Annotated in this window: 20 protein-coding genes and 2 pseudogenes; 14 read left to right on the top strand and 8 right to left on the bottom strand. The window is 71.3% G+C overall.

The genetic code is table 11. The features are described from left to right. Positions 1–165 precede the first annotated feature (165 nt). The 6 genes and pseudogenes from FB391_RS14450 to FB391_RS14425 form a co-directional block, all read left to right on the top strand. Complete coding sequence (locus tag FB391_RS14450; protein WP_141895474.1) at positions 166–1,047, top strand: SDR family oxidoreductase; 882 nt, start codon at positions 166–168, stop codon at positions 1,045–1,047. A 53-nt stretch (positions 1,048–1,100) separates the two neighbouring features. After that, the gene (locus FB391_RS14445) at positions 1,101–1,367 is read left to right on the top strand and encodes a DUF7218 family protein (protein ID WP_141895472.1); all 267 of its coding nucleotides are present in this window, start codon (positions 1,101–1,103) and stop codon (positions 1,365–1,367) included. A gap of 46 nt (positions 1,368–1,413) precedes the next feature. After that, positions 1,414–2,382, top strand: a complete 969-nt coding sequence (locus FB391_RS14440; protein ID WP_141895470.1) for a DNA topoisomerase IB — start codon at positions 1,414–1,416, stop codon at positions 2,380–2,382. Between the two features lie 38 nt (positions 2,383–2,420). Then, positions 2,421–2,834: a fluoride efflux transporter FluC gene (locus FB391_RS14435; protein WP_141895468.1), complete on the top strand. Its 414-nt coding sequence runs from the start codon at positions 2,421–2,423 to the stop codon at positions 2,832–2,834. Beyond that, the gene (gene crcB / locus FB391_RS14430; protein ID WP_141895465.1) at positions 2,831–3,208 is read left to right on the top strand and encodes a fluoride efflux transporter CrcB; all 378 of its coding nucleotides are present in this window, start codon (positions 2,831–2,833) and stop codon (positions 3,206–3,208) included. Before FB391_RS14435 ends, crcB begins: the two co-directional genes overlap by 4 nt. Positions 3,209–3,294: 86 nt before the next feature. Further along, positions 3,295–6,456 (top strand): annotated as a pseudogene (locus FB391_RS14425) (efflux RND transporter permease subunit); the annotation flags it as partial. Positions 6,457–7,713: 1,257 nt separating this feature from the next. On the opposite strand, the gene FB391_RS14420 reads toward FB391_RS14425, so the two are convergent. Beyond that, positions 7,714–8,325, bottom strand: a complete 612-nt coding sequence (locus FB391_RS14420; protein ID WP_425462961.1) for a putative antibiotic biosynthesis monooxygenase — start codon at positions 8,323–8,325, stop codon at positions 7,714–7,716. Between the two features lie 140 nt (positions 8,326–8,465). Continuing rightward, positions 8,466–9,077 (bottom strand): annotated as a pseudogene (locus FB391_RS20195) (DUF998 domain-containing protein); the annotation flags it as partial. A 376-nt stretch (positions 9,078–9,453) separates the two neighbouring features. On the opposite strand from FB391_RS20195, the gene FB391_RS14410 reads away from it, so the two are divergent. After that, positions 9,454–11,037 carry a DEAD/DEAH box helicase gene (locus FB391_RS14410; RefSeq protein ID WP_141895460.1) on the top strand — a complete coding sequence of 528 codons (1,584 nt, stop codon included), beginning with the start codon at positions 9,454–9,456 and terminating at the stop codon, positions 11,035–11,037. A gap of 45 nt (positions 11,038–11,082) precedes the next feature. On the opposite strand, the gene FB391_RS14405 is transcribed toward FB391_RS14410, so the two are convergent. After that, complete coding sequence (locus tag FB391_RS14405; RefSeq protein ID WP_141895458.1) at positions 11,083–11,628, bottom strand: hypothetical protein; 546 nt, start codon at positions 11,626–11,628, stop codon at positions 11,083–11,085. A gap of 85 nt (positions 11,629–11,713) precedes the next feature. Between FB391_RS14405 and FB391_RS14400 the strand changes: the two genes are divergently transcribed. Then, complete coding sequence (locus FB391_RS14400; protein ID WP_141895456.1) at positions 11,714–13,144, top strand: glycoside hydrolase family 5 protein; 1,431 nt, start codon at positions 11,714–11,716, stop codon at positions 13,142–13,144. Between the two features lie 23 nt (positions 13,145–13,167). Here the strand turns inward: FB391_RS14400 and FB391_RS14395 are convergent, their stop codons facing one another. Next, positions 13,168–13,914 (bottom strand): SDR family oxidoreductase, encoded by a 747-nt coding sequence (locus tag FB391_RS14395; protein WP_141895455.1) that lies wholly within the window; start codon positions 13,912–13,914, stop codon positions 13,168–13,170. Positions 13,915–14,051: 137 nt separating this feature from the next. On the opposite strand from FB391_RS14395, the gene FB391_RS14390 reads away from it, so the two are divergent. After that, positions 14,052–15,842 carry a glycosyl hydrolase family 18 protein gene (locus FB391_RS14390; RefSeq protein ID WP_185843107.1) on the top strand — a complete coding sequence of 597 codons (1,791 nt, stop codon included), beginning with the start codon at positions 14,052–14,054 and terminating at the stop codon, positions 15,840–15,842. A gap of 72 nt (positions 15,843–15,914) precedes the next feature. On the opposite strand, the gene FB391_RS14385 is transcribed toward FB391_RS14390, so the two are convergent. Then, positions 15,915–16,574 (bottom strand): TetR/AcrR family transcriptional regulator, encoded by a 660-nt coding sequence (locus FB391_RS14385; protein ID WP_141895451.1) that lies wholly within the window; start codon positions 16,572–16,574, stop codon positions 15,915–15,917. Between the two features lie 70 nt (positions 16,575–16,644). Between FB391_RS14385 and FB391_RS14380 the strand changes: the two genes are divergently transcribed. The 3 genes from FB391_RS14380 (at position 16,645) to FB391_RS14370 (ending at position 19,152) form a co-directional block, all read left to right on the top strand. Next, positions 16,645–17,586, top strand: a complete 942-nt coding sequence (locus FB391_RS14380) for an alpha/beta fold hydrolase (RefSeq protein ID WP_141895449.1) — start codon at positions 16,645–16,647, stop codon at positions 17,584–17,586. A 104-nt stretch (positions 17,587–17,690) separates the two neighbouring features. Next, a complete protein-coding gene (locus FB391_RS14375; RefSeq protein WP_141895448.1) occupies positions 17,691–18,086 on the top strand; it encodes a hypothetical protein in 396 nt (131 codons plus the stop codon). A gap of 94 nt (positions 18,087–18,180) precedes the next feature. Next, complete coding sequence (locus tag FB391_RS14370; protein WP_141892304.1) at positions 18,181–19,152, top strand: IS481 family transposase; 972 nt, start codon at positions 18,181–18,183, stop codon at positions 19,150–19,152. A gap of 21 nt (positions 19,153–19,173) precedes the next feature. Here FB391_RS14370 and FB391_RS14365 read toward each other — a convergent pair whose 3' ends face one another. Beyond that, positions 19,174–21,336 carry an intein-containing Rv2578c family radical SAM protein gene (locus FB391_RS14365; RefSeq protein ID WP_141895446.1) on the bottom strand — a complete coding sequence of 721 codons (2,163 nt, stop codon included), beginning with the start codon at positions 21,334–21,336 and terminating at the stop codon, positions 19,174–19,176. Between the two features lie 120 nt (positions 21,337–21,456). On the opposite strand from FB391_RS14365, the gene FB391_RS14360 reads away from it, so the two are divergent. Both FB391_RS14360 and FB391_RS14355 read left to right on the top strand, forming a co-directional pair. Beyond that, the gene (locus tag FB391_RS14360) at positions 21,457–22,746 is read left to right on the top strand and encodes a M15 family metallopeptidase (RefSeq protein WP_185843106.1); all 1,290 of its coding nucleotides are present in this window, start codon (positions 21,457–21,459) and stop codon (positions 22,744–22,746) included. 111 nt (positions 22,747–22,857) lie between these two features. Then, positions 22,858–24,021 carry an acyl-CoA dehydrogenase family protein gene (locus FB391_RS14355; RefSeq protein ID WP_141895443.1) on the top strand — a complete coding sequence of 388 codons (1,164 nt, stop codon included), beginning with the start codon at positions 22,858–22,860 and terminating at the stop codon, positions 24,019–24,021. Between the two features lie 277 nt (positions 24,022–24,298). Here FB391_RS14355 and FB391_RS14350 read toward each other — a convergent pair whose 3' ends face one another. Together FB391_RS14350 and FB391_RS14345 are read right to left on the bottom strand one after the other, a co-directional pair. Beyond that, positions 24,299–24,871 carry an ECF transporter S component gene (locus tag FB391_RS14350; protein ID WP_141895441.1) on the bottom strand — a complete coding sequence of 191 codons (573 nt, stop codon included), beginning with the start codon at positions 24,869–24,871 and terminating at the stop codon, positions 24,299–24,301. Further along, positions 24,868–25,743 carry a siderophore-interacting protein gene (locus FB391_RS14345; RefSeq protein WP_141895439.1) on the bottom strand — a complete coding sequence of 292 codons (876 nt, stop codon included), beginning with the start codon at positions 25,741–25,743 and terminating at the stop codon, positions 24,868–24,870. The genes FB391_RS14350 and FB391_RS14345 overlap by 4 nt, the downstream gene beginning before the upstream one ends. Positions 25,744–25,746 lie beyond the last annotated feature (3 nt).

The raw sequence follows: 25,746 nt of genomic DNA, 5'->3' as shown, positions 1-25,746 counted from the left end.
GCGCCGGTTGCCTCGTGGGCACATCACGAGATTGGCACCGCACCCCCCGCGGCCGTAGTGGGTTGACGCGGTCGCCTCGCCGGTGATAGGCGAGGTCGATAGGTCCGACGGCCGTGGAAGTCAACCCCCGTGATCCGCGCCGCAGGCGCTCGTAGCGTCGCGGGTATGAGCACATCGACCGATCCGACGACGGCGCACCGCACCGAGGGCTTCCCTGCTCAGCAGCAGGAGCAGCCGGGCACCACCGACGAGACGCGTCCGGAGCCCGACCACGGCGAACGCACCTACCGCGGCTCGCTGCGCCTGAGCGGGCGTCGCGCACTGATCACCGGCGGCGACTCCGGCATCGGACGCGCCGTGGCCATCGCCTTCGCCCGCGAGGGGGCGGACGTCGCACTCACGCACATGCCCGAGGAGCAGGAGGACGCCGACGACACCGTGCGGTGGATCACCGAAGGCGGCACCAAGGCGCTGCCGCTCGCCGGCGACCTGCGCGACGAGGCGTTCTGCGCCGACATCGTCACGCGCACCGTCGACGAACTCGGCGGGCTGGACGTGCTGGTGCTGAACGCGGCGTACCAGAAGGACCGTGACGGCCTCGAGAACCTCGAGACCGAGGAGCTGGATCGCGTGTTCCGCACCAACCTGTACGCGCCCATGTTCACGGCGCGCGCCGCGATCCCGCACCTGAAGGCCGGCGCCTCGATCATCGTGACGACATCGATCCAGGCGTTCAACCCGTCGCCCGGGCTGATCGACTACGCCATGACGAAGGCCGCCCACGTCGCGTTCGTGAAGGCGCTCGCCGAAGAGCTCGGGCCGCGCGGGATCCGGGTCAACGGCGTCGCGCCGGGCCCCATCTGGACTCCGCTCATCCCCGCGACAGGCTGGGACGCGGAGCGCCTGGCCACGTTCGGCAAGGACACGCCGCTCGGCCGCGCGGGACAGCCCGCCGAGCTCGCGGGCGCCTACGTGTACCTCGCGAGCGACGACGCGACCTACACATCAGGAGCCATTCTGCCGGTGACCGGCGGCAAGGGACTGTGACGTCCGCACCGGCGCCCGATCGGGTGCCGGTGCGGTGAGGGAAGGAGGAGATCATGCCCGGAAAGCGCGGATCGAACCTGAAGGACCGCGAGATGTACGAGGAGCTCCGCAAGGACGGAGCATCGAAAGAGAAGGCCGCTCGCATCTCGAACGCGGCCGCCAGCCAGGGGCGCAAGAAGGTCGGCAGTCGCGGCGCGAACGCGAAGGACTACGACGAGCGCACCGTGCCCGAGCTGCGCAAGCGCGCGAAGGAGCTGGGCCTCAAGGGATACTCGGACAAGAAGAAGTCCGAGCTCATCTCGATGATCCGCAACCACTGACGCAGGGGCGCGAGCCGGCATCCGGACTCGCAGGAACGGAGGACGGATGCCGAAGCTCGTGCGCGTGCGGCCGTACCAGGACGCCGGTTTCCGTCGCATCCGCGCCGGGGCCGGCTTCCGCTATGTCGACGCGAAGGGCCGCACTCCCGCGACGCGCCACCACGAGCGCATCCGCGCCCTCGTCATCCCGCCGGCATGGCACGACGTCTGGATCAGCGCCCGCCCCGACGGACACATCCAGGCCGTCGGCGTCGACGACGCCGGTCGCACGCAGTACCTCTATCATCCGGACTGGACGGCGGGCCGCGACCGGGGCAAGTTCGCCCGGGCGCTCGCGCTCGCCGAGGCGCTGCCCCGTGCCCGCGCGCGCGTCACGACGTCGCTGCGCCGCGCCGACCTCGATCGCGAACGCGTCCTGGCCGTCGCGTTCCGGCTGCTCGACCAGGCTGCGCCGCGCATCGGCTCGGAGCGCTATCTCGCGGCGCACGGCAGTCGCGGGCTGACGACGCTGCAGAGACGGGATGCCGGGGTCGAGGCATCCATCATCACGCTCGCCTTCCCGGGCAAGAGCGGCAAGCGACAGCTGCTCGAGGTCGACGACGCCGATCTCGCCGCGGCGGTCGAGCTCCTGGCGGCGGGGCGACCCCGGTCCCCGCTGCTGGCGTGGGATCGCGCCGGTCGCCGCGTCGCGCTCACGCCGGCCGAGGTCAACGCCTACGTGCGCACGCTCACCGGCGGCCGCTTCACCGCGAAGGACTTCCGGACGCTGCGCGGCACGATCCTCGCCGCCGAGGCGCTGGCGCGCATCGGCGCGGTCGACACCAAGACCGACCTGAAGCGGGCCGAGGTGATCGCGGTCCGCGCCACCGCTGAGGCGTTGGGCAACACCCCGGCCGTGGCACGCGGCTCGTACATCGACCCGCGCGTGTTCACGCGCTATCGCGAGGGCAACCTGCTCGACCTGTCGATCACGCCCGAGTCGGCGATCCGCGGCCTGCTCCGGCCCGGGCGCTGAGCCCGCGTCGACGCGACGCTCCGGAGTAGCGTGAGGGGATGCCGCAGCCCGTCGACGCCCGTGTGCTCGGGCTGACCGTCGCGGGCGGAGCGGTGGGGGTGCTCGCCCGGGGCCTGATCCTCGCGCCGGTGACCGATCCGACGGCGGCTCCCTGGGTGACCCTCGCGATCAACGGCGTCGGGTCCCTGCTGCTCGGGGTCATCGTCGGCTGGCTCGACGACCGGCATCCGCTCGCGCGCGCCTTCCTCGGCACGGGGGTCATGGGAGGCTTCACGACCTACAGCGCGTTCGCCGTGGCGACGGCGCTGTGGGCGACGACCCCGGGGCTCGCGCTCGTGCTGGCGGCGGCATCCCTCGTCGCGGGCGTCGCCGGAGCCGTCGCCGGGCTGTTCATCGGACGCCGCATCGCCGACGTCCCCGGTGAGATCGAGCCGATCGAGGACGCCGAGTGAGCCCCTGGCTGCTGGTCGCCGCGCTCGCCGGCGGCGTCGGCGCGGGCTTGCGCTACCTCGTGGACCGGTGGGTCACGCCCGCGGGCGGCGCGCGGTTCCCGGTGGGGATCCTCGTCGTCAACGTGACCGGCTCGTTCGTGCTGGGCGTGATCACAGGACTCGGCACGGCGATCGCGCCCGAGCTGTCGCTGGTCCTCGGACTCGGGCTGCTCGGCGGCTACACGACGTTCAGCACGGTGTCGGTCGAGACGGTGCTGCTCGCCCAGCGGAGACGGTGGCGGGATGCCGCGCTGAACCTGTTCGGCACGCTCGTGCTCGCCGCGGCGGGCGCGGGGCTCGGGCTCTGGCTGGGAGCGGTCGCATCGGGCCTCTGACTGCATGAAATACTGAAAACCGATACACGTTCGTATCGTGCGGGCTCCCGCATCCATGCACCACCTCACCCAGCGAAGGCATTGCTGTGTCGAACCTCGCCGTCCTGAGTCTCAAGAACCGCGCACTGATCGCCCTCATCACGATCGTCGCCGCCATCTTCGGCGGTCTCGCGCTGACGAATCTCAAGCAGGAGCTGATCCCGTCGATCGAGTTCCCCGCGCTGATCGTCGTCTCGGCCTACCCGGGCGCATCGCCCGAGGTCGTGAGCAACGACGTGTCGACGCCCATTGAGACCGCCATCCAGGGCGTGCCCGGGCTCGAGGAGTCCACCGCCACCAGCACGACCAACGCGTCGATCGTGCAGGCGTCCTTCACGTACGGCACGGATCTCGCGACCGCCGAGCAGAAGATGACGCAGGCGATCAACCGCATCAAGTCGCAGCTGCCCGACGGCGTGGAGCCGAACGTCATCTCGGCGAGCATCGATGACTTCCCGGTGATCCAGCTGGCGGTGACGGGCTACGACGACGAGGCGACGGTCCAGTCTCAGCTGGAGGCATCCGTCGTCCCCGAGCTCGAGGACGTCGAAGGCGTCAACGCGGCACAGATCGTGGGCGGTGTCGGCCAGCGCGTGACGATCACGCCCGACCAGGCGAAGCTCGCCGAGTCCGGGTACACGCAGCAGGCGATCCGCGACGCGCTCGACCAGAACGGCGTGCTGTTCCCCGGCGGCCAGATCACCGAGGGCGACCAGACCCTCACCGTGCAGACAGGCTCGAAGGTCACGTCCGTCGACGAGATCGCCGCGCTGCCCCTCGTGCCGTCCACGGCCGACCAGTTCACGGCGGGCGAGACCACGATCGCCGACGTCGCCACCGTGGCGCAGGAAGCCGACCCGGTCACGACGATCTCGCGCGTGAACGGCGAGCCGGCGCTCACGATCGCCGTCACGAAGCTGCCGGCGGCGAACACCGTGGACGTGTCGCGCGGCGTGCTCGCCGTCCTCCCCGACCTCGAAGACAAGCTGGACGGCGCCGAGTTCACGGTCGTGTTCGACCAGGCCCCGTACATCCAGCAGTCGATCGAGTCGCTCGCGCAGGAGGGTCTGCTCGGCCTGGTCTTCGCGGTGCTCGTGATCTTCGTCTTCCTGCTGTCGGTGCGGTCGACGCTCGTCGCGGCGATCTCGATCCCGACCAGCGTGCTGATCACGTTCGTCGGCATCCAGGCGTTCGGCTACTCGCTCAACATCCTGACGCTCGGCGCGCTCACGATCGCGATCGGGCGTGTGGTCGACGACTCGATCGTCGTGATCGAGAACATCAAGCGCCACTACGTCGGTGACGCCGACAAGAAGACCGCGATCCTGCGCGGTGTGCGCGAGGTGGCCTCGGCCATCACGGCGTCGACGATCACCACCGTCGCCGTCTTCCTGCCGATCGCCTTCGTCGGCGACCTCACGGGCGAGCTGTTCCGTCCGTTCGCGCTGACCGTGACGATCGCGATGACGGCGTCGCTGCTGGTCGCGCTCACGATCGTCCCGGTGCTCGCGTACTGGTTCCTCAAGCCCGGCAAGCCGATCCTCGACGCCGACGGTGTCGCGATCGATCCGGAGGATGCCGCCGCGCCGCCCTCGCGCCTGCAGAAGGCCTATCTGCCGATCCTGCACTGGACGCTCAAGCACTCCTGGGTGACCCTGCTCATCGCGGTGCTGGTGCTCGGCGGCACGCTCGCCGCGGCGCCGTTCATGAAGGTGAACTTCCTCGGCGACTCGGGCCAGAACACGTTCACGATGACGCAGGACATCGGTCCGGCGCCGTCGCTCGAGGCCGAGAGCGCCGCCGCCGAACAGGTCGAGGACGCTCTGCAGGGCGTCGACGGCATCGAGACCGTGCAGGTGTCGATCGGCTCGTCCGGCTCGGCGCTGCGCGACGCCTTCGCGGGCGGCGGCAGCGGCATCACGTACTCCATCACGACCGACCCAGACGTCGACCAGGTGGCGCTGCGCGAGGACGTGCAGAACGCGATCGCCGACCTGGACGACGCGGGCGAGATCACGATCTCGGCGGGCGGCGGGTTCGGGTCGACCGACATCGCGATCGACGTGACCGCTCCCGACTCGGACACGCTCGCCACGGCGACGGATGCCGTCGTGGCGGCCGTCGACGGCAAGGAGGGCGTCGGCCAGGTGTCGAGCAACCTGTCGGCGTCGCTCCCGTACATCGCCGTCACGGTCGACCGCGACAAGGCCGCCCAGCTCGGCCTGTCGGAGGTCACCGTCGGCGCGCTCGTGTCCAACACGATGCAGCCGCAGTCGATCGGCTCGGTCGAGATCGACGACACCGCGCTGACCGTCTACCTCGCGGCATCCCAGACGCCGGCGTCGCTCGACGAGCTGCGTCAGCTGCAGGTGCCGAGCGCCACCGGCCCGATCGCCCTCGAAGAGGTCGCCACGGTCGAAGAGAGCGAGGGCCCGACCTCGATCACGACCGAAGGAGGCCAGCGCACCGCGACGGTCACGGTGACGCCGTCGACGGACGACCTGGCCACCGCCACCGCGTCGGTGACCGCTGCGCTCGAGGACGCCGACCTGCCGTCGGCGGCGGACGCCACCCTGGGCGGTGTCGCCACCCAGCAGACCGACGCGTTCTCGCAGCTGGGACTGGCGCTTCTCGCGGCGATCCTGATCGTCTACATCGTGATGGTCGCGACGTTCAAGTCGCTGCGTCAGCCGCTGCTGCTGCTGGTGTCGGTGCCGTTCGCAGCGACCGGCGCCATCCTGCTGCAGATCATCAGCGGCGTGCCGCTCGGCGTCGCCTCGCTCATCGGCGTGCTGATGCTCATCGGCATCGTGGTGACGAACGCGATCGTGCTCGTCGACCTGGTGAACCAGTATCGCGAGAAGGGTCTGACGACCCATGATGCGACCGTCGCCGGCGGCTCGCGCCGTCTGCGGCCCATCCTCATGACGGCGCTCGCGACGATCTTCGCTCTCACCCCGATGGCGCTCGGCATCACCGGCCACGGCGGGTTCATCTCGCAGCCGCTCGCCATCGTCGTGATCGGCGGCCTGGTGTCGTCGACCGTGCTGACGCTGCTCGTGCTGCCGACGCTGTACAACCTCGTCGAGGGCGCCAAGGAACGGCGTGCGGCCCGTCGCGCCGGCGGTGACGGCGACGGAGGCGGAGGCGGCGGCGAGGGGCCCGCTCCCGAGGGTGATGGCCCGGACGCCGGGTCGGATGCCGCGGCGGAAGGCGAGCTCGTCGCCGTAGGGGTCGTCGCGTCGGGCGCCGGGTCGAGCGCGGGCGGTGCCGCCGCAGGCGCAGATGCTGCAGGCGCTGCGGGTGCCGTCGCCGCGGGGGCGGCGTTCGAGACGCGTCGGGAGCGCCGTCAGCGCGAGGCGGCCCGCGGCCGCCGGGGCGCGGTCGCCGCCGAGACCGCCGCCGTGGACGTGCCGACGATCGAGGAAGGCCCCGACGTGGAGGTGCCCGAGTCCGAGCCGGCTCCCGCCGTGGTCTCGGCCGAGACCGAGACGGTGGATGCCGTCGAGCCCGCGCCCTCCGTCGACGGGCCCGCGCAGACCGAGGATGCGGTCGCCGACGCGGCCGAGGAGGCCGACGACGCCGGCTCCGAGATCGTCGACGCCGCGCCCGCGCCCGCTCCGGGCGAGCCGGAGGTCGCCGCCGAAAAGGGCGCGGTCGACGAGACCGCTGCCGACGAGCCCGCTGCCGACCAGCAGCTGACGGACGAGGGTGTGCGGGCCGAGGACGCCTCGGTCGAGGACGCCTCGGGTGAGGACGCGCCCGTCGAGGATGCCCCTGTTGGGGATGCCTCGGCCGAAGACGCCTCTGTCGAGGATGCCCTTGTCGAGAACCCCTCCGTCGAGGACGTCTCGGCCGGGGATGCCTCGGTTGAGGGTGCTGCGGTCGAAGATGCCCGGGTCGAGGACGCACCTGCTGCGGATCTGCCTGCGGACGAGGAGGCAACCGATGGTGCGCCGGTTGAGGGCGCGCTCGTGGACGACGCACACATCGAGGACGCGCCTGTCGATGATGCGCCCGTCGAGGACGCGCCCGTCGAGGAGGCTTCGGTGGATGAGGCGCCCATCGAGGCTGCGCCCGCGGAGCCAGCATCCGCGGACGAGACGCCGGCCGAGGGCTCACCGCAGGTGATCGACTCCGTGCCCGGGTTCGACCCCGCCGGCGCCGACGATTCATCCGCCGACGACGAAACTCAGGGGGAGTCCGCGTCCGCCGAGGCGACCGACGACTCCGCGCAGCCCGCAACGGACGACACCGGCAAGCCCGAGCGCCGCGGCGACGCCTGACGCCTGCAACAGGAGGGGGATGGATGCCCCAGACCCGCGGCATCCATCCCCCTCTCCGGTCTCGGCGCGAGACCGGGTGATCCGCCGTCGAGACCGGTGATCGAGGCCGGGATGCGGGGCGACGCCCTGGGTCTCGGCCCGAGTCCCCGGTCTCACTGGAACGGGGGCGGCAAGCCGGCGTCAGCGGGCGCGCTGCAGCCAGGGGCGCAGCAGGCGGGTCACGGCGGGGAGCACGGCGTAGGTCATGACCGGCGTCAGCAGCACGGTCGAGAGCAGCACGCGGGCGATCAGCGGCCACTCGGCGAAGCCGGGCACGTAGCCGAGCAGCCACGACGCGAGGAGGTTCGTGGGGAAGAAGCCGAGCCAGATCGTGACGGCCTGCTTGTAGCGCGGCGGGGCGGGCGGGATGGGCTGCTGGATCGGACCGGTCGCGGGTGCAGCGGGTCCCCGCGTCTCGACAGTGGTCGCGAACGGAGCATCGAACCAGCCCTCGATGCCGGTGCGCCGTTCCACCTTGACCTCGCGGGCGAAGGCACGGCCGGAGTCGAGCCACCACGCGCGCTGCGGCGAATCCTCCCAGCCCTCCAGGGTCGGGAGGTCGCGGAAGCGGTACAGCATGTACCAGAGGTCGCTGCTCTCGCCCGCACGGACCCAGCCCGAGCCGAGGAAGCCCTCGAAGCCCGCGGCCAGATCGGTGCCGGCCTGCATCCAGCTCGTGGCCTCGGCGGTGCGGGACGGGTCGATGCGACGTTCGATCGCGACGGTGACGGGGTGGGCCACGGGTTCTGCCATGGCATCCATTCTGAGACCGCCGCCGGGCGAGCGCGGCGCGCGCTGCGCGGCGCAGCGGGTGGGGCCGCCAGCACCCGCGGCAGGCACAGCAGCCAGATGCCCATCGTGACGAAGGCGACGAGCTCGAACATCGCCAGTGTCATGAAGCCGGCCGTCAGCACGACCATGCCGACGGCGAGCAGTGCGACGCAGAACGACGTCGTCCGCCGGAACCGCCGGCTGCGTCCCGGGATCGCCAGCCCGGTCGACACGGTCGACAGGAACGACAGCCCGAGTCCGGTGGCGATGAGGTTGTGCATGTCGGGGCTCACCGGGATCGGCACGAGACCGACGGCGGTGAGGTGCAGGCCCGCCGACACGACCGATCCGCGGAACGCGCGTGCGGACCGCAGCCGGATGCCGTCGGGCAGCGCCACCGCGACCAGCACGCCGTATGCGGCCAGGAAGAATCCGGCGAAGATCGTCGTGGCGTTGAAGGCGCGCCCCGAGAAGTCCGAGTGCGTCCCCAACTGCGAGAAGTGGTGGTGCCACCACGTCGCGTCGTGGGTGGTCAGCACCGCCAGCAGGACTCCCGCCGGCAGCGACAGCACGGCAAGGCGCCCGATGCGGTGCGCGACGGCAGCCGGAGCGGGTGTGGTGGCGGGCGCCACCGGCACCGCATTGTCCGGTACGGATGCCGTCAGCGGCGAGGCCGCGACGGCGAACAATGCGGCTGGACCGCTGGTGACGTCTGAAAGGGTCGTGGGAGGCATTCGACTCACGATCGGTTCGGGTGCGACGTGGTGTCCGGTGCCGGCCACCCCACATGAACCGACACGGAGACCGCGTCGGTCGGACGACAGATTCCCCAGTGCGACGGGGACGCCGAACTGCACAAAACCCCAGTTCAGCGGTGACCCCCCGGTCGGCGGCAAGCCGCTGAGGCAACAGTAGCCCGACCAGCCGGGGGAACGCTGGCCGTTGACAGGGCGTGAGCGCCTCAGCCGGCGCGAGGGAAGCGGGTCCGTGCCGGCGGTGACCCCGCCCAGCGGTGGTCGAACCCGCCCGGGTAACCTGGAGTGGCCGGCTCACGCAGGCGACGTGCTCGCGGCGCGAGAGGTGCCCGCGACCGCACCCAGAAGGAGCCGGATGCCCAAGAACAAGAAGCCCGGCGGCGGCCGCGCTCCGAAGAACTACGACCCGCGCTACAACCCCCGCGCCCGCGCCGCCGGAGGCGCCCGCGGCGCGGACGAGAGCGGCCGCGGCGAGGGGCAGCGGCGACGCCCAGGCGAGTCGTCGGCCGGCAAGGCCGGCAGCCGCAGCCCGGGTCATCGCGGGCACCGCCCGGAACCCGCCGAGGGTGCGCCGAAGCGTCGGTGGACCGAGCAGGAGCGCGCCGGCCGCGACGAGGCGCGCGCCATCCGCACGCACTCCCGCGACGACCGGCCGCGCCGTGACGACCGCCGGCGTGACGACACCCCGCGGCGCGATGACCGCGCGCGGCGCGACGAGGGCGTCCGCGCGGACGTCGTCCACGAGCGCCTGCGCGCCGATGCCGTCGTACCCGCGGACGTGGACGGCGCGACCTTCGGTGACCTCGGCCTCGGGCAGAACATCGTCAAGACCCTCGACGAGCTCGGGGCGCGGCATCCGTTCCCCATCCAGGCGGCGACGATCCCGGCGATCCTCGACGGGCGTGACGTGCTCGCGCGAGGACGCACCGGCTCGGGCAAGACCATCGCGTTCGGGGCGCCGCTCGTCGAGAGCGTCCTGCGGTCCCAGGCCGGGCAGAAGCGTGAGATCGGCCGCCCGCCGCGTGCCCTGATCCTCGCGCCGACGCGCGAGCTGGCGCTGCAGATCGACGCGACCATCCAGCCCATCGCGCGCAGCGTCGGCCTCTTCACGACGCAGATCTACGGCGGCGTGCCGAAGGCGCGGCAGCTCGGCGCGCTCAAGAAGGGCATCGATATCGTCATCGGCACGCCCGGGCGCATCGAGGACCTCGTCGAGTCCCGCGCGCTCGATCTGTCGCAGGTGCGCGTCGCGGTGCTCGACGAGGCCGACCACATGTGCGAGCTGGGGTTCCTGCAGCCTGTGCAGCGCATCATGCGGCGCACGCCGCGCGATGCGCAGCGGCTGCTGTTCTCGGCGACGCTCGACGGCGAGGTCTCGTCGCTCGTCAAGGAGTTCCTCACGAACCCGGCGGTGTACGAGGTGGCCGGCGAGACGCAGGGGTCGGGCACGATCGATCACCGCGTGCTCGTGGTCGACCACCGCGACAAGGCGGAGCTGCTGCGGTCGCTCGTCGACCGGGACGGCAAGACCCTCGTGTTCACCCGCACCCGCGCGTACGCCGAGATGCTCGTCGAACAGTTCGGCGCCGCCGGCATCCGCGCGCTGGCGCTGCACGGCGACCTCGATCAGGCCCGGCGCACCCGGAACCTCGAGAAGCTCACCTCGGGGCGGATCGACGTGCTGGTGGCGACGGATGTCGCCGCGCGCGGCATCCACGTCGACGACATCGACCTCGTGGTGCAGGCGGACCCGCCCGACGAGTACAAGACGTACCTGCATCGCTCCGGTCGCACCGGACGTGCCGGAGCGTCGGGCACCGTCGTGACGCTGGTGACGCGCGCGCGCCGCGCCCGCCTGCAGGAGCTGCTGGACCGCGCCGACATCGAGGCGCCCTTCACGGAGTTCCGTCCCGGCGACACGCTGACCCCCGGTCGTTGAGCGGAGCGACGCAGGAGCGCGGGCGCTCCGTCTCTCTCCGTTCGCTCAACGAGCCGGAGCCGGAGCGGGAGCGGCGCGGGCGGTGGCGCTGACGAGCGCGGCCACGGCGCCGACCAGCGCCCCGGGCACGATGGCGGTGAGGGCGGAGATCAGGATGCCGGCGGCCAGGGTGCCGAGATACGTGCCGAGATCTGCGTGCACCACGAAGCTCGAGAACACGGCACGCACGAGGTTGCCCGCGACGATCGCCACGATCGTCACCCAGAGCCCGCGCCAGAACGCCCGGCCGGCGCGCGGACGCAGCCGCTTGCGCGCCGCGGCCCGGAGCATCGCCCATGCGACGGCAAGCATGACGAGCACGCCGGCCGTGTCGGCGATCCAGAACGCCCACGTCGTCTCGCCGAGCGGTACGAGCCGCAGCGGCGGCCACAGATACGGCAGGCCTGCGGCGGCCGGGATCGCCAGGTACGGCACCCACGTGGTGAGCGACCCGGTGAGCGGCCAGATGCCGACCAGCACGGCGAGGAGCACGAGCATCGCGAGCGTCGCGATGTCGGCGCGTCCGAGAGCGGGGGGTGTCTTCGTCGGCACCGGTCGATGATAGCCTCCGAGGCGCGCGGGTCCATACCCCCCCCCCGGAGCCCGCGCCGGTTCCCGTCGGAGAGGACGGTCTGCCATGCTCGGTCCCCGTGGCGTGCTCGCGATCGCCGTCGGTGCCCTGGTCGTCGTCGGCGGTGCGGCCGCCGCACTGCGGACACCAGGCCCGGCATCCGCGTCCTCGTTCCTCCAGGACGACGACGGCAGGGCGATCGTGGCGAACGGGTTCAATACCGCGTCGAGCGCGAAGTCGGCGCGCGACGGGATGCCGCAGTTCACCGAGGACGACCTGGACGCCGAGTATGCCGACACCGGCACGGACTTCGTGCGGTTCCTCATCTCATGGCGCAAGGTCGAGCCGCAGCCGGGGGAGTACGACCAGGACTACCTCGACGACGTGGCGGAGCGGGTCGGCTGGTACGCGGACCGCGGCTACCACGTGATGCTCGACATGCACCAGGACCTGTGGAGCGGCGCGATCACCCCGGACGGCGGCACGGGCAACGGCGCACCGGAGTGGGCCACCCACATGGACGGCCTGCAGGTCCAGGACCACGACATGTGGGAGCTGTACTACCTCGAGCCGGGTGTGATCCGCGCGTTCGACAACTTCTGGAACACCACCGGCGCGCACCCCGAACTGGCAGAGCACTACGCGAAGGCGTGGCGGGCGGTGGCCGAGCGCTTCGCCGGCGATCCCGCGGTCGTGGCGTACGACCTCATGAATGAGCCCTACGGCGGCACACTGCAGGGGCCGGCGTTCGAGGCCGGTCCGCTGACGTCGCTGTACCAGCTGACCGCCGACGCGATCCGCGACGTGGATGCCGACACGTGGGTGTGCGTCGAGCCCCAGGCACTGGGCTTCAACTGGGGGCTGCCGACCGGGCTCGGCCCCATCGACGACGCCCGCGACGGCGACCCGCGCATCGCCTTCTGCCCGCACCTGTATCCGCTGCCGATGGACCTCGGCGACGGCTTCTCCGGGTCGAGTCGCGACCTCGTCGAAGGCACGGTGTCGGCATGGGCGTCGAACACCCTTCGTGCAGCCGAGGCGATGGGCGGCGTGCCGGTGATCCTCGGCGAGTTCGGTCTGGACACGACGCTGCCGGGTGCGCTCGACTACGTCGACCTCGTCTACCGCACCGCGGACGCCGCCGGCATGGGCGTCGTGTACTGGTCGCGCGACCCGGGCAGCTGGGGGCCGTACGAGCCCGACGGCACGCCCCGCAACCTCATCGGCGCGGTCGAACGCCCGTACCCGCGGGCCGTCTCGGGGCCGGTGTCGTCCTGGACGGTGCAGGACGGCCGACTCGTCCTGCACCTGGATGGCGACAGTGGGGAAGGTGGCGACAGCGGGCTCGTGAGCGAGGCGTATCTGCCGGCGGATCGATTCCCCCGGGGCGGAGTCGTCGACGGCGGCGAGGTCGTGGAGTGGGATGCCGGCGCCCGCGTGCTCGCCTTCACGATCGATCCGGGTGCCCGGACGGTGACGATCACGCCGGCGGGCTGACCCGGTCCGCCGGTTCCTCGCGTTCAGCCGGTGTGCTGCACCAGCCAGTCGTCGAAGCGCGTCGGCAGCAGCTGTGCATCGGCGGCCGGGAGGAGCGTGGTGCGGTCGATGCGCCCGCCGAAGTAGAGGGCGTCGGCGTCGATGTGCGCGGTCCGCGGATCACCCGTGGCGGCCAGGGCCCGGCGGACGAAGTCGGCCAGCGGCAGCACGTCGGGTCCCGCGACGTCGATGGCGCCGTCGAGCGGCAAGGCGGACGCGAGCTCGACCAGCCGCCTCGCGACGTCGGCGCCGGCGACCGGCTGGACGAGCGCGGCCGGCAGGCGCACCTCGCCGTCGACGGTGGCCGAGTCGGCGATGGCGAAGACGAACTCGAAGAACTGGGTCGCATGCACGAGCGTGTACGGCACTCCACCTGAGCGGATCAGCTCCGTGCCGGTCGCCTTCGCGCGGTAGAACGGGATGCGGGCGGCCTCCGTGCCGACGGCCGCGAGAGCGAGGTGGTGCCGGACGCCGGCTGCGCGTTCGGCGGCGACGAGGTTCGTGGCCGCAGCGCGGAAGAACTCCTCGACCGCGGCAGGGTCGTACCCGTGCGGCTTGGAGACGTCGATCACGGTGTCGGCCCCGTGGAGCGCGGCAGCGAGGCCACGACCGGTGGCGGCGTCGACTCCGGTCGAGGGCGAGGCCGGCACCGCCTCGTGGCCCGCCGCACGCAGCAGCGCGGTGACCTTTCCGCCGATCTGGCCGGTCCCTCCGATGACGACGACCCTCATGGCTGAGAGGTTAGTCGCGCGATCGGCTCTTCCGGACGACGGCCCTTCGATGCCAGAATTATGGACAGGGCATTTGTTAGGACGGTTACCTAATTCGTCCTGACCGGATGCCGTCCCCCACAACCGAAGGAGCTTGTGTGTCCAGACACCGAAAGCCGGCCCTCGCCGCCGGCCTCACCGCAGCAGTCACCGGCGCGCTCGCGCTCGGCCTGTTCGCCGCACCGCCGGCGCTCGCCGCGAGCGAGGACGCGACCCCGACCACGACGATCAACGGATACCGGAACGTCGGCTACTACGGGCAGTGGCGCGCCACCGGCGACGCCCAGGCCACGGTCAAGCGCGTGTTCGTCGACGGCGGCGTCGGCGCAGACCTCACCCACCTGAACTATTCGTTCGGCAACATCGCCGGCGACCAGGCCGCGCTCGACACCGCCCGCGCCGCCGGCGCGCAGGGGCTCGACGGCGTGCAGCCGTACACGTGCTTCATCTCAGACACCCCCGCTGCGGGCCCCGGCCAGACCGACACCGCCGGCGATGCCGGCAGCGACTTCGTGCACGCCTTCACCGCCGACCAGTCCGTGCTCGGGATCGCCGACACCGCCCGGCAGAAGCTCGCGGGCAACTTCAACCAGCTCGCGCAGCTGAAGCGCCTGTACCCCGACCTCAAGGTGAACGTGTCGCTGGGCGGGTGGTCGTGGTCGAAGTCGTTCTCCAAGGCCGTCGCGACGCCCGAGCTGCGAACGGCACTGGCGGCGTCCTGCATCGACCTGTACATCCGCGGCAACCTGCCGGTGATCGACGGCCGGGGCGGTGCAGGGGCGGCTGCGGGCGTGTTCGACGGGTTCGACCTCGACTGGGAGTGGCCGGGAGCCCCCGATTGGGCGCAGGAGGTCGGCAACTCGGTCGACCCGGTGAACGACAAGGCCAACTTCCTCGCGTTCGTGAAGGAACTGCGCGCGCAGCTGGACGCCGTCGAGGCGCAGACCGGTCGCGACTACGAGATCTCGGCGTTCCTCCCCGCCGGGCCGACGCAGATCGCCGCGGGCGGCTGGAACGACCCCGAGCTGTTCGAGTACCTCGACTTCGCCAATCTGCAGGGCTACGACCTGTGGGGATCGTGGACGCCGCAGACCGGCCACCAGGGCAACGTGTACGGCGACCCGGCCCACAACTGGGGTCTCGGCCTCGACACCGTCGTCGCGTCGTACGTGAACGCCGGCGTCGACCCGTCGCAGCTGAACCTCGGCCTGGCCGCGTACGGTCAGGGGTGGTCCGACGCCGAGCCGCAGCCGTGGACGTCGTCCGGCCCGGGGCTGACGCAGATCACGTGGGACCAGCTCAAGGCGCGCGACCTCGAGATCCACCACGAGTACACCGCTGACGGACGCTTCAACGCCACGTGGGGCTATGACGCCGCGCAGCGCGAGTTCTGGTCGTTCGACGACGAGACCGCCGTGGCCGAGAAGGCCGCGTGGGCGATCTCGAAGGGGCTCGGCGGCGTCGACTTCTGGGAGGTCGGCAATGACGTCGCCGGCGACCTGACGGCTGCCTCGGCGGCCGTGCAGCGCGGGGCGGCGCCCGGTCCGGTGGCGGGCGCGGCCAAGCTCGACTGCGCGGCGACCCCGGATGCCGCGGCGACTCCCTGGAACGCCCGCACGACGTACCGCGGAGGTGAACTCGTGTTCCTCGACGGGCGCGTGTTCGAGGCCCAGTGGTACGCCAAGGGCGACGTGCCTGGCGCCTCGGCGAGAGGGCCGTGGAGCACGCTGACGGCGTGCGGCATCGACCCCGCGACCGTCCAGGCCTGGTACGCCGATCGCATCTACGACAAGGGCGACCGGGTCGTGCACGACGGCGTGACCTATACCGCCCAGTGGTGGAGTCGCAACGACGTGCCCGGCGGCAAGCACAGCCCCTGGAAGCGCTGAGCGGCAGCGCACGCGGCGGGCGTCCCCTCGGGGACGCCCGCCGTCGCATGCGCGGGGCGTGCTTCGCGGGAGTCAGGCGGTCGGCGAGCCGATCGTCGCGACGAGCTCGGGGTCGCCGCCCAGTGCGATGAGGCGGGAGCGCAGCGCGGCTTCGGCGCGCTGATACGGCTCGACACTCTCGTGCAGCAGCGATCGGGTGTTCGCGGCCTCGAGGAACGACACCATCTCGAACGTCAGCTGCCGGGGATCGTCGAGGAGGGGCAGCTCGCCCGCGGTCATGGCGTGCTCGATGCTGCCGGAGAGGTAGTCCTCCCATTCGCTGGACGCGGCGACGACGGCGTCGCGCACCACGCCCGGCTTGGCGTCGAACTCGACCGACGTGGCGGCGAAGAAGCAGCCGCCGCGGAAGACCCGGTCGCGCGAGTACGCCAGCCACGACGACAGGATTGCGCACACGCGCACGAGGCCGCGCGGCGTGGACGCGCGTGCCGGCGCGATCACGGCCTCGATGAACACCTCGCGGGCGGCGGCGACGACGGCCAGCTGCAGCTGCTCCTTCGAGCCGAAGAGGGTCGCGATGCCGCTCTTACTGTGGCCCGAGGCATCCGCGAGCCGTCCGATCGTGAGGCCGTCGAGACCGTCGACCGTCGCGGTGTCGACCGCGTGCGCGAGGATCGCACGCCGCGACTCGTCGCCGCGGACGCGACGGCGGTCGATCGGGGCTTGTGTCACGGTGCAAGGTTACCGTACGATCGTTCGTATTCATAAGTACGATCGTTCGTATTCTTCGAATCGGAGCACCATGAGCACCGCACTCCGCCTTCCGGGTGCCGCCGTCCGCGCGGCCGGGACGTTCTCGCCGCGAGCGGGCGCAGCCGTCGCCATGCCGTTCTTCGCGCATGTCGCGAAGCCCCGGCCCGTGCACGCGGACGACGCGCCCACGATGTCGCTCGCGCGCCGCCGCACCCTGCGCATCCCCGGCGTCGATCGCCGTGGCGTGGACGTGGTGGTCTACGAATGGGGGCGCGGCCCGCGCACCGTCGTGCTCTCGCACGGCTGGCTCGGGCGCGCGAGCCAGCTCTCGGCCCTCGTGCGCGAGCTCACGGCGGAGGGGTATCGCGTCGTCGCCTTCGACGGTCCGGCCCACGGCGACACCGGCGGACGGCACACCTACCTCGTCGATTGGCTCGACGTGTTCGCCGAACTGCAGCAGCGGCACGGGCGGTTCGACGCGATCGTCGGCCACTCGTTCGGCGGCCTTGCAGCGCTCGTCGGGGTCGCCGGGGGAGTGGATGCCGCACGCGTCGTCACGATCTCGGCACTGGCCGACGCGGACCAGATCCTGCGCGGGTTCCAGCGCATGATCGGCTGCTCCGATGCTGTCATGGCGCAGCTGCGTCGGCGCTTCGCGGCCCGCTACTTCCCCGGCGACGCCGACCCGTTCGCATGGCTCTCAGCCGTGCGGCGGCCACTGCCCGACGGCATCCCTCTCCTCATCGCCCATGACGAGGGCGACCGCTTCGTGCCCTTCGGCGAGTCCGCGCGCATCGCCGCGGCGAACCCCGGGGCGCGGGTGATGGCGACCACGGGGTTCGGGCACAACCGCATCCTCGCGGCCGACGCCGTGCTGGACGCCGTGGTCGACTTCGTGACGGCGGATGCTGCCGACCTCGCCCCCGCGCCGGTCCGGGTGCTGCCGGCCGCAGAGGCTGTGCGTGCGAAGGACGCAGCCGTCGTGGGCTGATCCGTCGTGCGAATGGGGTCCCTCGTGTCGCCTTCCACATGACGAGCGACCGAACCGGCCCCTTCGGAGTCGGCGCGTCACCGCGGATGCCGCAGAATCAGAGGGTGTTGATCAGGCCGCGCAGAGAAGTCCTCACGAGGGGTGGCGTGATCGCGTCGGTGCTCGCGCTGCTGGCGGGTGTCGGGATGCTGTGGCTCGTGGGCGCGATGGTCGTGCAGACCGTGCGGGACGGCACCGGTCTCTTCGACATGGTCGGCATCGCGCGCCCGACACCGCTGTGGATGGGGATCATCGCGCTCTGCCTGCTCTCGTACGCGGGAGTGGCCTTCATCGTCGACAGCGCCGGATACCTGGTCCGTGCCGCGCGCGGTGAGCTGCCGCGTCCGGCCGGTGATCCGCGTGCTCGTCGTGAGCACGCCGCGCGCAAGGCATCGCGGCACCAACGGCAGGTGTGGGCGCGATCGGCCGAGGCGCGCAGGCAGCGCGACATCAGCGACTAGCTGTACCCGGCTGGGACGTTGGTGACGTTCTTGTGGGGTGAGGAGACCTCCTGGCTTAGTGGAGCTGTCTAGTTCTTCGCTGCCAGGAGGTCTCGTGTCTCACGCTAATGCCCGGCTCAATGTCCGGGGCAGAGTTCTGCTCGTCGAGCGGGTGCTGATGCAGCATCGCCCAGTCGCTCACGTCGCCAAAGAGCTCGGAGTGTCGCGTCAATGCGCGCACCGCTGGGTCAACCGGTTCCGGGCTGAGGGTGTCGCCGGTCTCAGCGACCGCTCCTCGCGTCCGCATTCCATGCCGCGACGAACACCACTGGAGGTAGAACTGCGGGTGGTCGCGGTGCGCCGTCAGCTGCGGCAAGGCCCCGACCGCCTCGCCATGGTGACCGGTGTCCCCGCACGCACTGTCACCGCGATCTTGCGCCGACATCACGTGCCACGTCTGGTCGAGTGCGACCCGCTGACCGGGGCCGTCATCCGGGCGTCGAAGACCACCGCCGTCCGCTACGAACGCGCCCGAGCGGGCGAGCTGGTCCACATGGACGTGAAGAAGCTGGGCCGCATCCCCGACGGCGGCGGTTGGCGGGCGCACGGCAGATCAGCCGGCGACACCGCCGCGCACAAGAAAGCGCGGATCGGGTTCGACTACGTCCACTCGCTCGTCGACGATCACTCCCGACTGGCGTACTCCGAGATCCACCCGGACGAGAAGGGCGCCACCTGCGCCGCGTTCCTCGCACGGGCCGCCGCCTACTTCCGCGACCACGGCATCGCTCGCATCGAGCGGGTGATGACCGACAACCACTTCAGCTACCGGCTCTCCACCGACGTCCGCGATGTGCTCACCTCGCTGGGCGCCAAACATGTCCTCATCCGCCCGCACTGTCCGTGGCAGAACGGCAAGGTCGAACGACTCAACCGCACCCTGCAGACCGAATGGGCCTACCGGCAGGTCTTCACCTCGAACGACCAACGCGCGGCCGCCCTTGCGCCCTGGATCGAGCAGTACAACACTCAGCGATACCACTCAGCCATCGGCGGCACCCCGCTCAGCAGGGTGTCACCAACCTGACTGCCGGGTACAACTAGCGCGTCAGAAGAGCCGGGTGGATGCCTCCGCCGCCGCGCTGCCCGCACCTCTCGCCGTCGCACGCGATGCGGTGGCGGCGCGCCCGCGCGAGGTGACGATGATCGACGGCGCGGCCCGCGCATCGGCCCGCGCGGCGAGCCCCGCCACCGGACCGCCGCGCACGTTCTCGTCCTCGGCGCGCCCGTCCAGCCCGTGGACGCGCAGCAGCGGGCGCACGCGCTTGGCCAGCCACGACCGGTACGCCTTGGGGGCGGTCGCCGTGGCCCCCGGGTAGAGCCCGCGATACGACGAGACGAGCTCGGGATGCCGCTCCGCAAGCCATTGCAGGAACCACTGCTTCGCCCCGGGGCGAAGGTGCAGCGCGCCGTAGACCACGCGCACCGCGCCGGCCGCCCTGATGCGGGTGAGGGCATGGTCGATCGCGGCGATCGAGTCGGTGAGGTGGGGGATGATCGGCATCAGGAACACCGTGACGCGGAACCCGGCCTCGGTCGCCGCGCGCACGGTCTCGAGGCGCGCCGTCGCGTTCGGCGTGCCGGGCTCGATGAGGTGCTGCAGCTCGTCGTCGAACACGGCGATCGACATCGCGATCGACACGTGCACGTCCTGCGCCGCGGCCGTCAGCAGCGGAAGGTCGCGTCGCAGCAGCGTGCCCTTGGTGAGGATCGAGAAGGGAGTCCCCGACTCGGTGAGCGCCGAGACGATCCCGGGCATCAGCTTGTACCGCCCCTCGGCCCGCTGGTACGGGTCGGTGTTGGTGCCGAGCATGACGGGCTCGTGCTGCCAGCTGCCGCGCCGCAGCTCTTTGCCCAGCACCTCCGCGACGTTGACCTTGACCACGACCTGCGTGTCGAAGTCGCGCCCCGCATCGAGCTCCAGGTACTCGTGCGTCCCCCGGGCGAAGCAGTTGTGGCTGACGACGCCGTTCGCGATGAAGTCGCCCGTCGAGGTGGTGATGTCGACCATGTCGATGGTCTCACCCAGGTCTTCGATCGAGATGACGCGCAGCGGCGCATCCGACTTGACCGCATCGCCGATCAGGCTCAGCTTGCGCGAGATCGCGGGCTGAGTGAGGTCGGAGAATCGGCGTCGCGCGGGCAGTCCACCGAGGAGGCGGATAGAGCTGACGCCGTTGGGACGCGCCGGCTCGCGCACGTACCGGAAGCCGTGCGCCGTGAGAGCGGCCGCGGTTGTCGCGAGCATCGTCTCATCGCCGTAGGTGATGCGGAGAATTCCCCGGCTGCAGCTTCCCTCAGCATCGAAGATTCCGGCCAGGAACCCTCGCGACCACTCGGACGACGGCAGGGAGGGCCATTCGACGAGCGCCGTGATCGACTCGCAATCGGCGCCGCGAGACGTGAAGATCGCGTTCATCTCTCGACGTCGGTCCGTGGCAGCGGTGAACCGCCGCCGGTTGGTGGACACGCCGAAGCGCTCGAGGAAGTCCTGCGACCGCTCCAGCGCCCCCGAATCCGCGAGAGCGAGCCGGAACCGATACGCGACGTAAGTACCGTCGCCTTTCGAGCGGGGGTACTCCCGTCTGAGCATGGACGCATCCCCGCGGATCATTCCGACGAGATAGCCGCGGCGATAATCGTCGCTCTCGACGAGGGTCGAGGCGAAGCCCCCCGTTCCGAAGCCCAGAAGCTTGTTGTTGGTCGTCAGGTAGGGCCGCTGCCCGGACTCGGCGGGTCGGACGTACTTCCAACCGCGTTCCGTGAGGAACCGGTGATCGGCGCTGGCGATGAGCTCTGTGCCGTCGGCAAGCGTCACGCGATACGCCCGCTTCCGCGTGCTCCACTGCGCCGACACGGTGGCTCGCACATAGCGACGGTACGAACCGTCGCGTCGCGTTCCGACCACCTCGTCGCCGGCGCGGACATCTGCGATCCGCTTGCTCCGCCCGTCCGCCATCAGCACCCGAGTGTCGGGATGCACGCAGTACACGCAGGCATGAGAGCAGCCGCGGTACGGGTTCACGGTCCAGTCGAAGGGCATGGCGGAGGCACTGGGCACGTGGTTCAGGGCGGACTTGCAGAGCACCTCGTGGAACGTGACGCCGGCGAACTCCGGCGTGGTCACCGACCGCACGAGGCCGTTGAGCTGCTCCATCCCGGGCAGGGCCGCGGCATCCGCCACTCCCAGCTCCTGTCCTTGCCACCGCATGCCATAATCAGAACAAAGGTTCGAACTTAAGTCAAGAAGCCACCTCGTCTTCATCGAACACCGAGCGACGGCGTGCCGCCCGCCTGGCCAAATCCGGCGACCGCGGCCAGAATGGCTGACGTGACGGAGCCTGGCGGGCTCGCTACCCCCCGAGCCGCCCCCGAGACTCGTCGCGCCGCCCGAGCGATGCGCGAAGAGGCGGAGCGGCGCGCCCGCGAGGCCGCCGGGGCCCGGACGGAAGAGGCCGTCCGCCGCGCCTCGTACGATGCCGAGGGTGCGACGGCCGAGGGCATCCCGGCCACCGACACGGTGCCCCTTTTCACGGTCGACACGGCGCCGGTGCTGACGATCGGCACCGGGCCGTCGGCATCCACGAGCCCGCCGAGCGTGCCCGCTGCCACGGGGATCGCGCACGGCGCCGCGGAGCCGCCGACGCTCGGCGACCTCGTCACCGAGGACGCGACGCCCGCACGTCACGTGCGGCCGCGGCGGCTGGCGCGCCGCATCGCGCTGGTGGCGGGACTCGCGACCGGGGCGGCGCTGCTGCTCGGCTCGTCGGCCGCCGTGACCGCGATGATCGCCGACACGCAGCTGAACGACGGATCGACGAGCGCGGCGGCGCTGAGCGTGGCGCCGCCGCCGATCGACCAGCTCCCCGTCCCCGACGTGCAGGAATCTCCCCCCGCCGCCGACCTGTGCACCCTGTCGAGCTTCACGAACGCACTGCAGGCGGGCGATGACGAGGCAGCCGTCGTCGCCGCCGGCGGGGGCGAGGCGTTCCGCGCCGCCGTCGTCGAAGGGCGCGCGCCGTGCGTGAACCTCGGCGACTCGTCGCGCATCTGGACCGTGCTCGACAAGCATCGTCCCGCGAACCCCGTGGACTACCGCCCGAGCAGCCTCGTGCTGCCCAGCGGCGTGCGAAACATCGAGGGGGGCGCGCTGCGGGCGGATGCCGCGGCCGCGCTCTCGGCGATGGTCACGGCCGCGCGTGACGCCGGTGCGGGCGAGCTCGCGCTGGAGAGCGGGTTCCGCTCGTACCAGACGCAGCAGGAGACGTACGGCCGCCACTTCGCCGAGCGGGGCGCGCGTGCCGACCTCGTGAGCGCCCGGCCGGGATACAGCGAGCACCAGCTCGGCCTCAGCGCCGACGTCGTCGCGTGCGCGGGCGCCTGCACGGGGCTGGATGAGCTGGCGGCATCCCCTCAGGGGCAGTGGGTCGCCGACCACGCGTGGGAGCACGGCTGGATCGTGCGGTACGTCGAGGGTGCGACGGACGTCACCGGGTACACGCCGGAACCGTGGCATCTGCGCTACGTGGGGCCGGAGCTCGCGAAGGCGTACCACGACGGCGGCTGGACCTCGCTGGAGGAGTTCTTCGGGCTCGAGGCCGCGCCGGGCTACCTGAACTGACCGGGGGTCGGCCGGCTTGCGGCATCCCTCCGGTGAAACTGAGTACCATTCCTCTTGGGATTCAATCTCTACCGCCTCAGCGAAGACGGCAGAGGAGAGAGGAAGGCGCACATGGAGCGCGACATCTACGACGAGGACCACGAGGCGTTCCGCGACGTCGTCAAGGAGTTCATCAAGCGTTACGGCACCGAAGACAAGCGCAAGCAGTGGGACGCCGACGGCGAGATCGACCGGGCGACCATGCTCGCTGCGGGCGAGGCCGGCATCATTGGCCTGAGCGTCCCCGAGGAGTTCGGCGGCGCCGGCATGCTGCAGGACTACCGCTTCCGCGCCATCGTGCTCGAAGAGACCATCGGCGCCGGCCTCGGCTCGCTCGCCGGCGCCCTGGGCATCCAGGACGACCTGGCTGTGCCGTACATCGTCCACATGGGCACGCAGGAGCAGAAGGAGAAGTGGCTCCCCGGCATGGCGACCGGCGAGATCCTCGGCGCCCTCGCGATGACCGAGCCCGGCGCGGGCTCGGACCTGCGCGGCATCAAGACGACCGCCAAGAAGGTCGACGGCGGCTACATCGTCAACGGCGCCAAGACGTTCATCTCGTCGGGCAAGACCGCCGACATCGTCGTAACCTTCGTCAAGACCGGTGAGGGCAACCGTCCCGACGCCTTCAGCCTGCTGATCCTCGAGAACGGCATGGAAGGCTTCGACCACGGCAAGAAGCTCGAGAAGATGGGCTTCCACGGCTGGGACACCGCGGAGCTCTCGTTCACCGACGTGTTCGTGCCCGACGCGAACCTCATCGGCGGCAAGGAGGGCCTCGGCTTCATCCAGCTCATGATGAACCTGCCGCTGGAGCGCCTGTCGATCGGCGTCGCGGCCGCCGCCGCGTGCGAGGCCGCGTTCCACTGGACGCGCGAGTACGTGCTGAGCCGCGAGGCGTTCGGCGAGCGGATCGCCGACTTCCAGAACACGCGGTTCAAGCTGGCCGACATGGCGACCACCGTCGACGTGACGTGGGTCTACAACGACCGCGCCATGATGCTCTACAAGGACCAGAAGCTGACGGCCGAAGAGGCTGCGAAGGTCAAGTTCTGGTCGACGGACCGCGAGGCCGAGGTGCTCGACATCGGCGTGCAGCTGCACGGCGGCTACGGCTACATCACCGAGTACCCGATCGCCCGTGCGTACCTCGACGCCCGCGTGCACCGCATCTACGGCGGCACGAACGAGATCATGCGCGACATCGTGTCGCGCCAGATCGTCGGCAAGCGCTGAGACCGACCGGTCCCTGAGCCTTTAGAAGGGCGGATGCCGCCGCCTGAGCCCCACGAGGGCCCGGGTGGCGGCATCCTTTGTTCTCTTCTGTTCTCTTCGCGTTCGGGGCGACTGGCGTTTCCGGCGAGTCGCCACGGACGACGCAGACACGCGCATCTCTCTGACGAGTCGCCAAGAACTGCAGCAGCGCGCCTCATGGACCGTAGCCAAGGATCGCGACCCGGCAGCGCCGATGCTGGCGACTCGCCGCAATCGGCACGCGCGCGGGGCACCCGGGTCAGTGCTGGCCGGCGGGTCCGCTGCCGCGTCCCATGCCGCGGCCGGCGAGGCCTCGGCGGCGTGCGAGCTTGGCCACTCCGGCCTTGCGCAGACGGTCGGCGATGACGATGCCCAGCGCGGTGCCGCCGACGCAGCTCGCGACCGACATGGCGAAGAAGCCGATCTGCGCGCCGACCGTCATCGACGCGAGGTCGAACGACACGGCCGCGAGGATCGGGTACAGCACGCCCACGACGACGGCGCCCGCGTAGTACTGCCACGTGCGCCAGCTGCGGTACGCCGCGAGGAGGAACGGCAGCTCGGCGAAGAACGCCCACCACAGGTTCGTGGCGAGGTACGGGAACACCACCAGTCCCGAGATCAGCCCGACGAGCAGGCCGGCGAGCGGACGCTCGATGAGGCGCAGCGCGACGACGGCCGGCAGCAGCCACAGGCCCGCGAGGGCGACCGAGACGAACGGCACGACGGCGAAGAGCACCGTCGACAGCGCCGTCGCGCCCCACAGCATGACGCCGCCGGCGACGCCGATCGCCGCGCACGTCAGCAGGTACGCCGTGGTCGCGCGGCTCACGGGTGCGCCTCGGCCGCCACGCGCTGGGACTTGGGTGCGGGCGAGGCGGCGCCGACGCGCCAGTACCCGATGAAGCTCACGTGGTCCTTCGACACCCCGCGCTCGCCGACGAGGTGGCGCCGGCCGTCGGTGGCGAGGGCCTGCTCGCCCGCGATGTAGGCGTGGAACGGGGATGCCGGCAGCTCGGCGTCGCGCAGCGCCTGCAGCGCGAGCGTGCCGGGCTTGACGGCATCCTCCCGGACGATGAACCGCACGCTCACCGCCGCGGGGTGCGCGAAGTCGAGCGCGTCGTCGGCGGAGGGGACCTCGACGATCGCGAGGCCCGACGCGTCGGCCGGCAGCGATGCGCAGATGCCGGCGACGGCCGGCAGCCCCGTCTCGTCCGACACGAGCACGACGCGGTCGGTGCCGCGGTCGGGGTTGAACGACAGGCCCTCGTCGATCACGACGACGCTCTCGCCCGCGTGGCACGACTGCGCCCACCGCGACGCCGGACCCGCCGTGCCGTCCTCGGCCGACCCGTGCACGACGAAGTCGACGTCGAGCTCGGCGCCCGCCGCCGCGGTCGCGGGGCGGAACGCGCGCACCGTGTAGTTGCGCATGACGGGGCGCACGCCGTCGGGGATGCGGAGGTACTTCAGGTACCCGAACAGCTTGTTGGCCTTGGCGGGGATGCGTTCCAGGCCCTCGTCGCCGCCGAGCGGCAGGAAGATGCGGAACCACTGGTCGTAGCCCAGCGGGCGGAAGCGCTCGATCTCGCCCCCGCCCAGGGTCACCCGGATCCAGTGCGGCGAGAGCTGCGCGGTGCGCAGCACCGTGAGGTGCACGAGACCGGCGGTCTCGGGCTTGACGAGGCGTGGGGCGGGGGCCATCAG

Source organism: Microbacterium kyungheense, from assembly GCF_006783905.1.
In the GTDB taxonomy this organism is placed as follows: Bacteria; Actinomycetota; Actinomycetes; order Actinomycetales; family Microbacteriaceae; genus Microbacterium; species Microbacterium kyungheense.
This window is presented reverse-complemented; position numbering and strand designations above follow the sequence as displayed.

Coding starts and splice junctions, on each gene's coding strand:
- FB391_RS14355 (WP_141895443.1), top strand. CDS start 22,858: ATGGAGCGCGACATCTACGACGAGGACCACGAGGCGTTCCGCGACGTC.
- FB391_RS14420 (WP_425462961.1), bottom strand. CDS start 8,325: ATGGCAGAACCCGTGGCCCACCCCGTCACCGTCGCGATCGAACGTCGC.
- FB391_RS14440 (WP_141895470.1), top strand. CDS start 1,414: ATGCCGAAGCTCGTGCGCGTGCGGCCGTACCAGGACGCCGGTTTCCGT.
- FB391_RS14445 (WP_141895472.1), top strand. CDS start 1,101: ATGCCCGGAAAGCGCGGATCGAACCTGAAGGACCGCGAGATGTACGAG.
- FB391_RS14395 (WP_141895455.1), bottom strand. CDS start 13,914: ATGAGGGTCGTCGTCATCGGAGGGACCGGCCAGATCGGCGGAAAGGTC.
- FB391_RS14345 (WP_141895439.1), bottom strand. CDS start 25,743: ATGGCCCCCGCCCCACGCCTCGTCAAGCCCGAGACCGCCGGTCTCGTG.
- FB391_RS14450 (WP_141895474.1), top strand. CDS start 166: ATGAGCACATCGACCGATCCGACGACGGCGCACCGCACCGAGGGCTTC.
- FB391_RS14380 (WP_141895449.1), top strand. CDS start 16,645: ATGAGCACCGCACTCCGCCTTCCGGGTGCCGCCGTCCGCGCGGCCGGG.
- FB391_RS14365 (WP_141895446.1), bottom strand. CDS start 21,336: ATGCGGTGGCAAGGACAGGAGCTGGGAGTGGCGGATGCCGCGGCCCTG.
- FB391_RS14400 (WP_141895456.1), top strand. CDS start 11,714: ATGCTCGGTCCCCGTGGCGTGCTCGCGATCGCCGTCGGTGCCCTGGTC.
- FB391_RS14410 (WP_141895460.1), top strand. CDS start 9,454: ATGCCCAAGAACAAGAAGCCCGGCGGCGGCCGCGCTCCGAAGAACTAC.
- FB391_RS14435 (WP_141895468.1), top strand. CDS start 2,421: ATGCCGCAGCCCGTCGACGCCCGTGTGCTCGGGCTGACCGTCGCGGGC.